Annotated in this window: 13 protein-coding genes; 1 reads left to right on the top strand and 12 read right to left on the bottom strand. The window is 40.0% G+C overall.

Annotation, left to right across the window (positions count from 1 at the left end):
- Positions 1–360 precede the first annotated feature (360 nt).
- The 9 genes from G396_RS0107230 to G396_RS0107270 all read right to left on the bottom strand — a co-directional run bounded on the left by G396_RS0107230 (position 361) and on the right by G396_RS0107270 (position 11,097).
- Positions 361–1,659 (bottom strand): uracil-xanthine permease family protein, encoded by a 1,299-nt coding sequence (locus tag G396_RS0107230; RefSeq protein ID WP_028125551.1) that lies wholly within the window; start codon positions 1,657–1,659, stop codon positions 361–363.
- A 171-nt stretch (positions 1,660–1,830) separates the two neighbouring features.
- Complete coding sequence (locus tag G396_RS0107235) at positions 1,831–2,640, bottom strand: ABC transporter ATP-binding protein (protein ID WP_006417798.1); 810 nt, start codon at positions 2,638–2,640, stop codon at positions 1,831–1,833.
- A gap of 12 nt (positions 2,641–2,652) precedes the next feature.
- Positions 2,653–3,558, bottom strand: coding sequence for an ABC transporter permease (locus G396_RS0107240; RefSeq protein ID WP_028125553.1), 906 nt, complete (start codon positions 3,556–3,558; stop codon positions 2,653–2,655).
- Between the two features lie 39 nt (positions 3,559–3,597).
- A complete protein-coding gene (locus tag G396_RS0107245) occupies positions 3,598–4,551 on the bottom strand; it encodes an ABC transporter substrate-binding protein (protein ID WP_034907809.1) in 954 nt (317 codons plus the stop codon).
- A gap of 16 nt (positions 4,552–4,567) precedes the next feature.
- Positions 4,568–5,539, bottom strand: coding sequence for an ABC transporter substrate-binding protein (locus G396_RS0107250; protein ID WP_028125555.1), 972 nt, complete (start codon positions 5,537–5,539; stop codon positions 4,568–4,570).
- Between the two features lie 339 nt (positions 5,540–5,878).
- Positions 5,879–6,589, bottom strand: a complete 711-nt coding sequence (locus G396_RS10460) for a SanA/YdcF family protein (RefSeq protein ID WP_051221202.1) — start codon at positions 6,587–6,589, stop codon at positions 5,879–5,881.
- Positions 6,590–6,706: 117 nt separating this feature from the next.
- Complete coding sequence (locus G396_RS0107260; protein ID WP_028125556.1) at positions 6,707–8,503, bottom strand: ABC transporter ATP-binding protein; 1,797 nt, start codon at positions 8,501–8,503, stop codon at positions 6,707–6,709.
- Between the two features lie 3 nt (positions 8,504–8,506).
- Entirely contained in the window at positions 8,507–10,645 is a 2,139-nt protein-coding gene (locus tag G396_RS0107265) for an ABC transporter ATP-binding protein (RefSeq protein WP_028125557.1), read from the bottom strand.
- An 11-nt stretch (positions 10,646–10,656) separates the two neighbouring features.
- A complete protein-coding gene (locus G396_RS0107270; protein WP_028125558.1) occupies positions 10,657–11,097 on the bottom strand; it encodes a MarR family winged helix-turn-helix transcriptional regulator in 441 nt (146 codons plus the stop codon).
- 180 nt (positions 11,098–11,277) lie between these two features.
- Here G396_RS0107270 and G396_RS0107275 point away from each other — a divergent pair, with 180 nt between their 5' ends.
- The gene (locus tag G396_RS0107275) at positions 11,278–11,958 is read left to right on the top strand and encodes a membrane lipoprotein lipid attachment site-containing protein (protein WP_028125559.1); all 681 of its coding nucleotides are present in this window, start codon (positions 11,278–11,280) and stop codon (positions 11,956–11,958) included.
- A gap of 44 nt (positions 11,959–12,002) precedes the next feature.
- Here the strand turns inward: G396_RS0107275 and G396_RS10465 are convergent, their stop codons facing one another.
- The 3 genes from G396_RS10465 to cls all read right to left on the bottom strand — a co-directional run bounded on the left by G396_RS10465 (position 12,003) and on the right by cls (position 15,266).
- Positions 12,003–12,266, bottom strand: a complete 264-nt coding sequence (locus G396_RS10465; protein ID WP_155857434.1) for a helix-turn-helix domain-containing protein — start codon at positions 12,264–12,266, stop codon at positions 12,003–12,005.
- Between the two features lie 120 nt (positions 12,267–12,386).
- Entirely contained in the window at positions 12,387–13,634 is a 1,248-nt protein-coding gene (locus tag G396_RS0107285) for an RNA polymerase factor sigma-54 (RefSeq protein WP_006417935.1), read from the bottom strand.
- Positions 13,635–13,703: 69 nt separating this feature from the next.
- Positions 13,704–15,266, bottom strand: a complete 1,563-nt coding sequence (gene cls / locus G396_RS0107290) for a cardiolipin synthase (protein WP_081683571.1) — start codon at positions 15,264–15,266, stop codon at positions 13,704–13,706.
- Positions 15,267–15,271 lie beyond the last annotated feature (5 nt).

Genomic DNA, 15,271 nt, shown 5'->3' on the forward strand with positions numbered 1-15,271 from the left:
GAAGTAGGTTTAGGAAATTCACTATCAGGGATTGAATCAACGAATAAGCTAATGAAACGGGCATCGTGATTTTTAGCGATATCAAAATCTAAATTTAATACTAAAGAACAATCAGATGTGTTATAATGTTTATACATGAAAGCCACTCCTTTAAATGTATTTGTGCTTATTTACATTATATCATGTGAGTGCTTTCATGTTTACTAAAATAATAAAAAAAGGTCATTATCACGATTGCGATAATGGCCTTGTCTTTTTATGGACTGGACTTTTTGCCCAGCCTCCTGATTATTCATTCTATTTATCAATCACTCCAAGTAAAGTCTAAAACAGTAGGGGCAAGATGATTACTTGTCTCCTTTATTCTTCTAGATTACTTTCATGGGGCAATATTAAGTTTAGAGCTACACCCACTAAGGCAGATAAGGCGGTGCCTGAAATAACCAAGGCCGAGCCCACCTCCAAAACCGCACCGCCTAAGCCAATCACCATCATGGCTGAGGCAATCACTAAATTACGTGATTGGTTGAAATCAACTCGGTTTTTGATCAGTACTTTCAAGCCATTTGAGGCAATGACGCCATATAAGAGAATTGACATGCCACCTAAGACAGCCGTAGGAATGGTCGCAATCAGGGCAGATAATTTACCTAAGAATGACATGGCAATCGCAATAAAAGCCGCATTTCGAATAACTGAAATGGAAGCAATCTTCGTTAAGGCAATCACTCCGGTATTTTCCCCATAGGTTGTATTGGCTGGTCCACCAATCAAGGCCGAAACAAAGGTCGCAATCCCATCGCCAGCCCAGGTCCGTTTCAAGCCAGGATTCTCTATGATATTCCGGCCAATAATTTCACTTAGAACGAGAGAGTCCCCCATGTGTTCAGCAATAGTGACAAAGGCAATCGGTAAGATAGCCCAGGCTTCCGGACCAAAATAAAACCTATACTGACCAAATTCTGGGATGGTGGTAGCAAACGGTAAACTTAGGTCTGGTAAACTAAACCAGGCAGCCTCTTTCACCTCCGTAAAATCAACTAAGCCAAAGAAAATCGCACAAATATAACCAACTAAAATAGCAACCAAGAAAGGAACCACCCGGATAAAGCCCTTGGCCTTGGTTTGGATCAAACTCGCGACGAGAAAAGTAACTAAGGCAGTGACAATCTGCTTCCAATCCCCATCTTCGATAAAACCGGCATTCTTCACCGCTGTACTAGCTAAGCCAAGCCCAATAACCATAATCATGGGACCAATCACAATCGGAGGAAAGAGCTTATTAATCCACTGACTGCCGGTGAATTTTACGATGGTGGCGACCAAGACGTAAAGGAGCCCTACCATCATAATCCCCGTTTGAGCGGCTGAAATATCACCACCTAATTGCTCTTTAGCAAAAGCCATTGCTGCAATATAAGCAAATGAAGAGCCCAGGTAGACTGGAGCTTTAAATTTAGTACAAACCATATAAATTAAAGTCCCTATTCCAGAGGCTAAAAAGGCGGTTGAGACTGACATCTTTAAGACTAAGGGAACTAAAATAGTCGCTCCAAACATGGCAAAAACATGTTGGAAGGATAAGAGAATCCTTTGTTTAAGCGGTGGTGTTTGTTCAACCCCATATATTAACTGACGATTAATTGCACTTGTTTCCATTGTGTCCACTCCTTTTTTATTTGGCTTTTGGGCACACAAAAAGCCCTCTGATTTCCAAAGGGCTTTCCTCGAATTTATAAAAATTCAAACGGTACTTTTGCAAGCTCTCGGCTTGCATTAAAAGCCTTAAAATCTAAACCTAGATTAGCATACTCTCTTAAAAAGGCAAGTTTATTCTGAAAGTAATAATTCATCTGAAACCAATTCTTGGCCAGCAGCTTGCTTAAAGAGATTCATTAAATCAGTAATAGTTAACCTAGCTTTCTCTTCACCTTTGACATCTAAGACGATTTTCCCTTGATGCATCATAATCAAACGGTTGCCTAGATTTAAGGCTTGTTGCATATTATGGGTAATCATCAAGGTAGTTAAATTTTGCTCTTCGATAATTTTTTGAGTAATATCGATAACCATCTCAGAAGTTTTGGGATCCAGGGCTGCGGTATGTTCATCCAAAAGTAATAGTTGGGGCTTGCGTAAAGTCGCCATTAATAAGGTAATTGCCTGTCTTTGGCCACCGGATAAAAGAGAAATTTCTGTGCCAAGACGGTCTTCCAAACCTAATCCTAGGGAAGCCAAGGCTTGTCGCATTTGTTGGCGGTCAGCTTCTTTAACCCCTTTTCTTAGACGATGACTTAAACCACGGCGTGAAGCTAGGGCCATATTTTCTTCGATGGTCAACCGTCCTGCCGTTCCCATCCGTGTATCTTGAAAGACATAAGATACCAATTTAGCCCGCTTATGACTCGGCCACCGGGTCACATCTTGCCCATCGATAGTAATACTTCCTTTGTCAGGACTATAGGCACCCGAAATGGTATTCATCAGGGTTGATTTTCCCGCCCCATTGCCCCCAATAATCGTCACAAAGTCTCCTAGATTTAGTTCAAGATTAAGACCTTTTAAGACATGGTTTTCATTGACTGTTCCTTGTTCAAAAATTTTATGGATATTATTTAACTCAAGAATTGTTTGGCTCATTATCTTATCCTCCTATGCCTTGCTTTGACTTCTACGACGCTTATGGCCTTTTTGGAATTCAGGCAGATAAAGAACAAAGCCAAGTAAAATCGCTGAAAATAGGCGTAAATCTGTCGGCTGAATATCAATCAAACCTTGATTTAAGATCATATCAATAATAAACCGGTAGACAAAGGAACCTAAAATTAAAGAAACTAAGCGGACACCAATCGACTTATTGGGTAAGATAACTTCTACCACCACGATGGAGGCTAAACCAATTACAATGGTCCCAATCCCCATCGAAATATCAGAAAAGCCATCTTTTTGAGCGACCATTGCGCCAGACAAAGCAATCAAGCCATTCGACACCATGTAGCCCAAGGTCTTCATAGCTGCAATATTAATCCCATTGGCTTGACTCATCCGGTCATTGTCCCCGGTTGCGCGTAAGCCCAAACCAATTTCAGAGTGTAAGAAAGCAACTAGTAGTAGGATTACAATCACTAAAATAAGTAAAGAAACAATTGTTACACTCACATTTTTAGAAAAAGCAAAGTGATTTTGAAAGAGGGAATAAATGGTATCCTGACCCAAAAGGGAAATATTTGGCCGACCGGCCATAATATGTAAGTTAATAGAATAAAGTCCCGTCAACATTAAAATACCCGTGATTAATGGTGGGATGTTCAATTGGGTGTGAATCCACCCAGCCAAAGCTCCTGCCAAACAGCCTCCTACAAAGGATAAAAGCGTGGCAATAATCGGATTGATACCCGAACTAATCATAATCGCTGCGATCGCCCCCCCTAAAGGAAAAACACCTTCGGCTGATAGGTCCGGAATATCTAGTAAACGAAAGGTAATATATACCCCAATCGCCATTACCGCCCAGACTGTACCCTGGGTCATACTCGATGTTAATACATCAATCATCATCTAATTTCATCCTCTTTCTTGATTAATCACTTAATAAATCTATTTAATCGATGCTGGGTCTAAATTCAAAGCTTTCGCAAAATCTTCATTGACCACAATTTCATAAGCATCACCTAATTCAATCGGCATATCGCCTGGTTTAAGCCCTTCATCTAACATTTTAATTAACATCTTAGCTGTTTGTACCCCATAATCTTCATAGGAATTAGAGATAGTCGCTAAACCATTGGTTCTAACAACCGAATCGGATGAACCAATGGTTGGAATACCAGCTTCCTTGGCCGAATCTCCCACTAGGGTAATGGCACTATCAATGGTATTATCTGTCACCATAAACATGGCGTCGACTTGGTCTAACAGAGGATTTAGAACTTGGGCAATGTCATTGGTGCCAGTGACTGTCGCCACCTGGGCTTTAAGGCCTGCTTTTTCAAGCAATTCCACTGCTTGGTCAGCCTGGATCTTAGAGTTTGTTTCTGAAGAATTATAGATTAAACCGACTGTCTTGGCATCCGGAAAATTCCGTACCAGCAAATCAACTTGTTCGTCAATCGGTGCTTGGTCACTAGTTCCGGTCACATTCCGCCCAGGGTTTTCCATGGAATCAGCTAAGCCAGCTGCTACTGGATCTGTAACGGCAGCAATAAAAATTGGTTTCTCACTTTCTACTGTAGCTAAAGCCTGAGCGGCTGGCGTAGCAATGGCAAACAAATAATCATTATCGCGGGCTAATTTTTCTGAGATGGATTGCAGGGTCGCTTGGTCACCATTGGCATTGGTTTGATCAATTTCAATCCGGTCACCATATTCAGAGGCCTCTAAAGTCTCTACAAAACCTTTATTGACTGCATTTAAGGCATCATGGTCTACATATTGTAAGATACCTACTTTGATGGGATCTTCAGCTGCTTGAACCTTACTTGGATTGAAAGTTAAGGGACTTGCTAACAAGGCAAGTACTGCCAAACATTTTACTATATTATTTTTTTTCATGATAATTCTCCTTATTTTATTCGGTTTTAATTGATTCTGGATCTATGCCTAGAGCTTGTGCCACATCCTTATTGACAACAAAATCTAACTTAGCTGCCGTTTGAATAGGGATGTCTTTTGTATCTTTTCCACTTTTAACTTGGTCAACCAACATTTTAGCTGTTTGTTTACCGAGTTCATAATAGTCTAAACCGTAAGTCACCAAGCCCCGATTAAGGACCATATCTCTGGAGCCACCCACTAAAGGCAATTTGGCTTCAATTGCCATATCTCCAACTAACGTCATAGCAGAAGCAATCGTATTATCGGTCACAGTAAATAGGGCATCGACCTTATCAGCTACGAGGCTCTGCATCACTTGGGAAATATCATTTGTAGAAGTAACGGTTTGTTCAGCCACTTGGTAACCGGCTGTCTCTAGTTCTTTTTTAGCAAGTTTGGCTTCTGACACTGAATTTGCTTCTCCAGAGTTATAAATCAAGCCCACCTTTTTAGCATTTGGGGCAACTTGACTAATTAGGGCAACCTGTTCTTTCAATGGACCCGCATCAATGGTTCCGGTGACATTGGTATTGGGTTTTTCTAAAGATTCTACCAGACCCGCCGACACAGGATCGGTCACTGAAGAAATATATATGGGTTTTTCCTTTTCAATATTAGCCAAAGCTTGCGCCACTGGTGTCGCAATCGCAAAGAGGTAATCGCTGTTTTTGCCGACAGATTCTGACATGGACTGCAAATTGGCGTTATCTCCCGCTGCATTCACATAGTTTAATTCAAGATTTTTACCTTCTTCATAACCAGCTTCTTTGAGGCCATCGACAAAACCTTGATAATTTTGGTCTAGGGATTCATGTTCCACATATTGGATCACCCCAACCTTCAAGCTTTCATCTGCTTGCACCTGATTTTTATGCAAAGCTAAGGGGCTGAGTGTCATCCCTAAAGCTGAGAGAGTGATAAGTCCTTTGCGTAAATAGTCATACATAATAATTCCTCCTGTCTCTTTTCCAAGTAACAAAAAAACCGCCCGAGAATCAACTCGGGCGGAAAAAAGAAAAAGGATACTTTAAGAAAGGTCCTGCCACCCTTGATAGATTCTCATCTATAAGGGCGCATCAGAAGTACGGCTCCTTATAGATACAAACATTGTTTGTTAAGTGTTTGTATCTATAAGATTAGATACAAACACTATCTAAAGTAACCGTAATAAAATGATTGACATGGTTTTAGTTGTGTCTTCATCATTTCTTACCTTCCTTAAATAATTGATTAATGATAATATACCTGTCTCATCTCATAATGTCAAGGGTTAAATTAGAAAAAACTAATCTTTTTCTAAGGATTGCTTGTCATCGGTTTGATTGCCGCTCTCATTAAGATCAAAACTATAATCCAAGAGGGTGTGCTTATTTTGGTAATTAAAATGCGTCGATAACACATCCTTAATCCGGGCGAGAATTTCTCGACTCTCCCGTTGAAAACGCGTGGAGTACGTCTCCTGGGCTGCGACCCCAAGTGCCTGAACACCTAATTGTTTGGCTACGTAGAGGGTCCGTGATAGGTGATAATTTTGGGTAATAAAAATGGCTTTATCAATCTTTAAGACATGTTTTAAGCGATAAATTGTATTATAGGTTGAGGTCCCTACGTGGTCTAAATAGATTTGGTTAGCGGGAATCCCTTTATCGATTAAGTAATTCTTCATGACTGCCACTTCATTATAATTATCTTGAAGGTGGTCACCGGACATAATGAATTTACGGTCCGGAGCCTCCTCAAAAACTTGATAGGCTTTATCCAAACGTAATTTAAGAATCTGACTAGGTTCTTCATTATTAATCACCCCAGCTCCAAGGACCACTACAGGCACCTGGTCTCCATAACCTTTACTTTGTAATTGGTCAATTGCTACCGTGCGACTATAGCCATAAGCAATCATAGCCAAATTAATCATGATCACCAGAGCCAGAAAGGCTAAGATTAAATATGCAGAGCCTTTAGCTAAGATTTGTATAAATTTAAACAGGGCATCCATCCTAAAAGCTCCTTTATAAGTTAGTATCTGCTAGATTATAACAATCTGAAAGACAGAGAACAAGTCCCGAAAACTTAGAAAAGCTAGCAACAGCAAATCAATTAAATTCTTCTAAACTTAAGCTGAAGCAAATTGACTATTATATAGGTCAGCATAGCGACCCTGTAAGGCCATTAATTCATCATGGTTTCCTTGTTCAACAATATCGCCATGTTCCATATAAAGAATTCGGTCTGCATCACGAATCGTAGATAAACGGTGGGCAATCACGAAGGACGTCCTTCCTTCCATTAAATGGTCCATAGCTTGTTGGATTAAGACTTCGGTTCGGGTGTCCACCGAGGAAGTGGCTTCATCTAGGATTAAGACGGGGCGGTTTGCTAGAATTGCCCGCGCAATCGTCAATAATTGTTTTTGCCCTTGAGAAATATTATCCGTATTTTCATTTAACTCAAATTGGTAGCCCCCCGGTAGAGACTTAATAAAACGGTGGACGCGGGCAGCCTTGGCAGCTGCAATCACTTCTTCATCACTGGCATCAAGTCGACCGTAACGGATGTTTTCCATCAGCGAACCTTTAAATAACCAGGTGTCTTGTAAAACCATGGCCATGGCTTGTTGGTAAGACATTCGAGAGAAGTTTGTGGTTGGGCTCTTATCCAAGAGAATGGCACCTGCATTCACATCATAGAAACGCATTAAGAGCTTAACGATGGTTGACTTGCCCGCACCCGTAGGTCCGACTAAGGCCACCTTTTGCCCTGGTTGGATTTGAGTTGAGAAATCATGGACAATAATTTGGTCGGGTTGATAACCGAATTTAACGTGATCAAAATCTACCTGTCCTTCTATTTGAGCCACATCGATGCCTGCTCCGATTTCTTGATTTTCTTCATTTTCATCTAAGAATTCAAACACCCGTTCTGAAGCGGCAGCCATAGATTGCATTAAATTAAAAATTTGGGCTAATTGAGTAATCGGTTGGGTAAAACGGTTTACATACTGAGTAAAGGCTTGGATATTTCCTACCGCCATTCGGCCTTGAATGGTTAAATAAGCACCCACAATAACAACCGCTACATAACCCAGACTTGAAATAAAACGCATAATCGGGAACATAACCCCAGAAACAAACATTGCTTTCATGGTTTGGTCTCTCAAAGCATCATTTTTAATATCAAAACTATCCTTCATCGCCGTTTCTTGATTAAAGGCTGTCACAATTCTTTGTCCCGCATAGACTTCTTCGACTTGACCTGACACCTTACCTAAGGTCCTTTGCATGCCACGGAAGTAACGCTGAGATAATTTAAGAATAATCCGGACGATAACGACGGATACGGGAACAATAACCAAGACCACGAGTGCCATGGTGGTATTAATTGTGAACATAATAATCCCAATACCAATTAAGGTCATCAAAGAATTGAGCAATTGCGCAGCCGACTGACTCATGGTCATACCTAGGGTATCCACATCATTTACAATCCGTGATAAGATTTCGCCGATATTCTGTGATTCAAAGTAAGACATAGGCAAGCGATTAATCTTAGCTAACATCCGCTTGCGAAGATTATATGTCACTGTTTCTGTAATCGTAATCATGGCATAGCCTTGAACCGCATTGAAAATACCAGAAACTATATAAAGGATTAAGACAGTTAATAAGACCCGACCTACCGCAGCTTGGTCAATACTGCCATGCCCTTGAATCATGGCTTGGACGCCTTCAAAAATCAAAGTCGTGGCTTTTCCTAATTGGACTGGTCCAAAAATAGTTAAGAGGGTGGCCATGATGGTTGAAAATAGGACTAAGATTAAGCCCCATTTATAGGCTATAATTTCTTTGACAATCTTTAAAATGGACCCGGTCACATCATTTGCTTTTTTATGTCTGTGTGCTTGATTTGCCATAAGTTAGACCTCCTTTTCTTGTTTGTGCGCCTGGGCTGCTAGCTCTGCTTGCGAAAGTTGTGATTCTGCAATTTCGCGGTAAACGGCCGATTTTTCCATTAAGTCAAGGTGACGGCCAATGCCATCAATCCGGCCTTCATCCAGCACAATAATTTGATCAGCATCTAGGATAGTTGAAATCCGCTGCGCCACTATAATAACGGTGGCATCTTTGACCGTTTCATTCAATGCCTTTCTTAATGAGGCATCGGTCCGATAATCTAAAGCAGAAAAAGAATCATCAAACAAGTAAATTTCTGGTCGTTTAGCAATCGCTCTGGCAATAGAGAGTCTTTGTTTTTGTCCCCCTGAGACATTGGTCCCACCTTGAGCAATGGCTGCTTGCATCCCCTCTTCTTTTTCATTAATAAATTCACTGGCATGGGCAATCTCAGCCGCTTCTTTTAATTGGTTTTGTTCTATGTCAGGAAGGCCAAAGCCAATATTAGAAGCAATGGTCCCTGAAAATAAGACACCCTTTTGAGGCACATAGCCAATATGGCGACGGAGATCCGCTAATTTTAGGTTGCGAATATCTTGACCATCAATTAATATTTGACCCTCACTGACATCATAGTAGCGCATCAAAAGATTTAGAATGGTTGATTTACCTGAGCCAGTTGCCCCAATAATCGCGGTGGTCTGACCTGGATGAGCCACAAAATCAATATCGGTTAGAGCCTTTTCATCTGCCCCTTCATAAGTAAAATCAACATGGTTAAAGGTCACTTGACCTTTCACTTGCTTAGCTTCTAAACTGAGCGCTTGTGGCTGGTCATAGATCGAGAAAGGCTCCTCTAGAACAGCATCAATCCGGCCTAAGGCCACCAATGACCGGGGAAACATCATTGACATATTCGATAACATCACGAAAGAAATAAGGATTTGCATAGAATATGAAATAAAGGCCATCATTTGGCCTACTTGCATAGTTCCTCCCGCGATTTGTTGACTCCCATTCCAGACAATGAGAATCGAAGACGCATCCAAGACAAATATCATAAAGGGCATCATCATCGACATAACCCGACCTGAGAATAAGTGATTTTGTTGCAGTTCATAATTAGCTGTATCAAACCGCTTGCCCTCATAGTCTTGGCGACCAAAAGCACGAATAACTTGAATGCCAGTAATTACCTCACGGGCAATTAAATTAACTCGGTCAAAGAGACCCTGAATACGACGAAAGCGTGGCATGGTTAACTTAAAGAGCACAAAAACCATCACGGCAATAACCGCAATAGACAAACCTAAAATCCAAATAATATTCGGTTGGATTCCAAATAAGTAGATTAAACCACCACTGGCAACAATGGGTGAAAAAATCATAATCCGCAGAAATAGGGTCACCATCATTTGGATTTGTTGCACATCATTGGTAGTCCGAGTGATTAAAGAAGCTGAAGAAAATTTTTCGATTTCATGGTCAGAAAATCTCAAGACTTTATCAAATAATTGTTTCCGAATACGATAACCAAAATCGGCCCCCACCTTAGCCGCTAAGTAAAAGGCTAAAACTGCGGATGAAATGGTCACTAAAGTAATCCCTAACATGAGAAAGCCTTTGCCAAAGAGATAATCAAATTGTACCTTATTAGGGTTAAGCCCAGCATCAGCATACATTTGAATGGCTGCTTGAACTCCTTGACTCGTCACATAGGTCAAACCTGAAATAGAGGCTTGCTTCTGCAAGGCGTCTCTTTCTTTACTGATTAACGTTTGATCACTAAAGGCTTGGGCTTGGTCAGAATGAACTAACCGTTGGTAAAGGGCAAGGGGAATAGCTAAATCTTCTTCCAGCGAAGTCAGTTGTTCCTTACTTGAAACTTGGTCTTTCAAATGAAAGACCCCATCTGTTCCCCGGTAATAAGCCTTTTCAACTTGGCTGGGGTTCTCTAATAAGGATTGTAAATTCTGATAATCTTCTTGTGACATAGCTAAGGGCACAGCATATTCAAAGCCCTTAGCCTGAATCCCCACATCGACCAAGCCTGAAGTGTAGGTAGGCAAGAGTAAAGTAGAGTAGGCTTGAACTACATGGGCGACTAAAATAATAGCAATAATTTTCCAAAATGGTTTAAGATATTTTACTAATAGTTGCATAAATTTCCTCCTTACAATGATTTTTTATTTTGATTCACTCGGTCAATAAATTGATAACCCACCCTTAGGAATGTTTCCAGGTCTTCTGGCTTAATTTCAGCAAGATAATCAGCCATGTAAGCTGCGCTCTTGTCCTTAATCTGGGTCCATTCTTTTAAGCCTTGGTCAGTCACTTTAAGGTAGACCGTCCGCCGATCACTATCCTTTGATACACGCTGGAGCCAACCCTTTTGAGTCAAATGTTTAACGGTTCTGGAAATAGCCGCTAGGGATATGTTAGATTTCTCAGCTAAGCTACCAATCGTATATAAATCTTGCCCCGTTTGTTGAGCTCTTATAATATCTCCTAAGAAAAAATACTCACTTCGCGTCATAACATCACTGAATTCAAATAACTGGAGTTTAGTAAAGTCACGTTTAAAATGAAAAACGGCATCCACATAATCTCTCATACCTAACCTCCTAATAATTTCTTAACAATGTTAACTATTAACCTAGTTAAGTATAGAGATTTATTTTCATTTTTGCAAGTCCCCTATCTAACTTTGCCATCAATCTGTTACTCTCCTGTTATTGGGAAACGGTCAGTTTTCTGTTATAATAAACCACAATGATTCAGAAAGGATTCGATTATGAAAAAAACGATACTTTATTTAACTAGCCTAATAGTCTTGAGCGGTTGTAGCTTCTTCCAAGAAAACAGTCCTGCACAAAGTTCCAAACAAAGCAGTGAGATCCAGGCAGTAAGCTCTGAAGCTAGCCAAGAGAGAACAAACGAAAGTCAGACTGCCGAAAGCCAGGTAGACCAAACTAATGAAGGACCTGTATTCCAAGAAGAGGAACTTTCTAGTACAAACCTACCTCAATCTTCATTGGATGAGTCGGTTAATTATCAAGAACTACGGGATGCCGTTAACCAATATTATGACCAAGAAGTCGACTCTGAAGTCAAAGAACTTAATCAAGAACTTATTGCTGAGGATGACCTAGAAAATCTCCAATATGTATTTGATAACAACGACCAATATAAAGACCTAGGTGTCCAAGTTGACCAAGTTAAAATTCCACTCGGTGGCACTGATAATTATGTCGTTCGCTTAATCGTAGCTGATTCCTATGCTGCAACTGAAGCAAAGGTTGAAGGAGCGGATATTTTATTACTTAACGAAAGCTTTGCTCAGACTGCTCCCGACCGTTTAGTATTATTAGAATATTTTGATCAAGAAGCTGGCACAATTATTCCAATGCATTTATCTACCTCTAATCAAACGATTTTTTACAATCAAGTCGAAGAGGATAAGTTGAACCAATAATTTGCTTAGCATGAATGACCACTTTGACTTATACCAAAAAAGAATCATCCCATGGATTCTATAGTGACCCCCAAAAGTTGGACCAGAGAGATGAGTACATATTTTATGTACTTGTCTCTCTTATTTTTTTTGTTTTGGCGAGCGCCTTTTAATCCTTCAATTCCAAACGCTTGGTAGGCATTATCCCAAACCTCAATTTGAGAAGAAGACTTAATTTTATATTTTTTACCTAACAATCCATACCCAATCGTATCCGAAAGATATTCTACGACGACTTTCATTTTGAAATCTAAGCTATATTTAGCCATACAAAGACCCCCTAAAGTTGGATTTTTTGGTCCAACTTTAGGGGGCACTCCATTCAATCTCCAATGGAAATGGTTCTTTTATTTATCACAAATTAAATGGTCAACTCATCAAGTAAAATCTTAGAGACTTTTCCGGTAATTGGCTACAATAGCTTTACTGATATATATATCCTCAGCTGCTAAAGCTGATACCACTTGATCATCCGTTAGACTTTGATCTGATGATTGAATAATCTCAACCATCCGGTCTTTAATGGAATCAAAAGTCCGGCTATCTCTACCTTTAGTCGCTGCAACTGTAATGAAATCAGCTAAGCGGAAGATCCTTCCTTCAAATTCCAAGTGTTTATGATTTAAGATTCGATATAATAAAGGTTCTGAAAAACCAGTCAAGGTCATCAGTTGTCGCATAGATAAAGAATGGCGACGATCAATATTTTGCAAATAAGCACCTTGACCCTCAATTAAATGAGTCGCCACCATGACAAGAATTTCTTGTCTTAATTGTAAGGTTACTTGTAAATAATCATACTCAGCAGCCTTATTCTCAATATAAGATTTGACTTCTAAATCTTCCTCTTGAGCCATCCGGTCAAAATAATCTTGCTTAAAGCTAACCAAAACATGGTTTTTGGCTAAGTAATTAATTTTTAGTTGGCCATCCACTAGCTTAGCTGCCAAATCAGGTACGGCTTCTTGTCCTTCATCAGCACTAAAGAGTTGGGCAGGCGACCGGTATAATCCCGCATAGTATTTCACACACTGGCTGATTTCTGCTTCTGAAAAGGGACTTTCTTGGTTAATTTTAGCATAATCCTTCGCCCTTAATTCCTCAAAGAAAACTTCTAGTAAATAATAAGCGGGTTCAGGAGCATTACTATCTTGTTCGGTTTGTAACATCAAGGCTTCCTTTAGGTCATAAGCCCCGACCCCAACCGGCTCTAAATTCTGTAATAAGGTGACGGCATCCATTACCAAATAGTTATCTGCGCCTAAGTCTTGACTTAATTGATCAATTGTATAGGGCAAAAAGCCGTCTTCATCAAGCAAAGGAACTAATTCTAACATCAAATCCCGGATAGGAGTTTGACGATACAAGAGAATCTGTTCATATAAATAGGATTCCAAGGTTTGTGAGGGCTGAATCATAGCAATTTGCTTATCCAAAGCCTTTACCTTTAAACCTCGACTATTATTTTCAAGGGGGTAATTTAAGTGGATAAAAGGATTATCCAATACATAATCCTCCAAAAAATAAGTTAATTGTTCTGCATTTAAAGCCAACAAGTCCATTAGCAGGGTATTATCTTGAATGGCTTTTACATTTAGATCTTCTAAATAAGCAGGTAAACCATTTGCTTGCTTCATATTGGCAATCCTCCTCCTTCTAGTACTTTTATACTATTATAAGCTATCTTAATGAAAGCGTCCAACATCTTAGACAAAGGGTGCGATAATCCGCAAAATTGCATCCCACATGGCCCCAAAAAAACTAGGTCTAACATCTGTAATAAACACTTCTCTTGAAATTGCTTGAGATTCTTCAAAGTCAGAGCGAATAGCTTTAATTTCGGGATGGAAATACATAATTGTCCCGGTCTCAAAGTGAAGATAGAGTGACCGATAATCTAAATTAATCGTTCCAACCACAGCAACCTGGTCGTCAGAAACAAAAGATTTAGCATGGAGGAATCCGGGACTATACTCAAAAATACGTACACCCGCCTCTAAAAGGGGCCGGTAGAATGACCGGGTCATTCGGAAAACCACTTTTTTATCTGGAATCCCAGGCGTCATTAAACGAACATCCACCCCACGTTGAACGGCATTGACTAAGGCTTGCTGCATTTCATAAGAAATGACTAAATAGGGTGTATAAATATAAACATAATCAACCGCTAAATTCAAAATCTGACGGTAGGTATTCTCGCCTACTGGATTAGAATCTAAGGGGTCATCCCCATAGGGTTGGATAAAATGGGTGGCTGACTCCGATGCCAATGAAGAACCTGCTTTAGTTTCAAGCAAATCCTTAGGTGCAAAAGCCAGATAAGAATCTTCCTCTCCTTTAAAAGCATTCCACATGGCCAAAAATAAGCTAGTATAAGACCAAACTGCCTGCCCTTGGACCCGAATTACAGTATCCTTCCAGTAACCAAAACGTTCGACCACATTAATATATTCATCCGCCAGATTAATCCCACCTGTATAGCCAATTTCATCATCAATAATAATAAACTTACGATGGTCACGGGTATTATAAACCATGGACACCAAAAGACGGACCGGATTAAACTTTAAGGCTTTGATGCCATCCGCTGCCAATAAATCAACAAAATTATCGGGAAGCCGGGTAATCGAACCAAAATCATCATAGATAAACCGAACATCTAATCCTTCAGCCGCCTTGGCTTTAAGTATTTCATAGATTTGATCAAACATTTGCCCATATTCAACAATAAAAAATTCAATAAAAATATTTTTCTTAGCAGAACGTAAATCAGTTAATAGCTGATCCATCACTGATTCGCCATTTTTAAAATAATTCAAATGACTATTTTTATAAAGGGGAGCATCTGCACTGTCATTAATGTATTGACTCAAACCTGCCAAGCGACAGTCTTGTGCCGCTAATTGATCCGTCACATCAGGAACCAGGTCTTTCGCTTGGTCAAGCGCAGGCCTTTGCGATTCAATCCGCTTGCGTAACCCTTGTGTCGGCCGCTTATTTCCCAAGGAGAGATAAAGAACCCCACCAAAGAGCGGCATCAAAGCAATGATAATAATCCAAGATAAACGGTAAGCTGGACTTTCGTCTTTTAAAATGAGATACAGAATCATCAAAATAGAAGACAGGGTAAAAATCCACTCAATATAGGGGGAATATTTAACAATCTCGGTAAAAACACTTAAGTACCAAATAATTTGGACTAAAAAAGCAATACCAATATAAATAACTCTTTCTATGGGGGGGCGTCCCTTGGGAAGTTTCATACTCATCTTAT

Source organism: Eremococcus coleocola DSM 15696 (genome assembly GCF_000428865.1).
Classification (GTDB): Bacteria; Bacillota; Bacilli; order Lactobacillales; family Aerococcaceae; genus Eremococcus; species Eremococcus coleocola.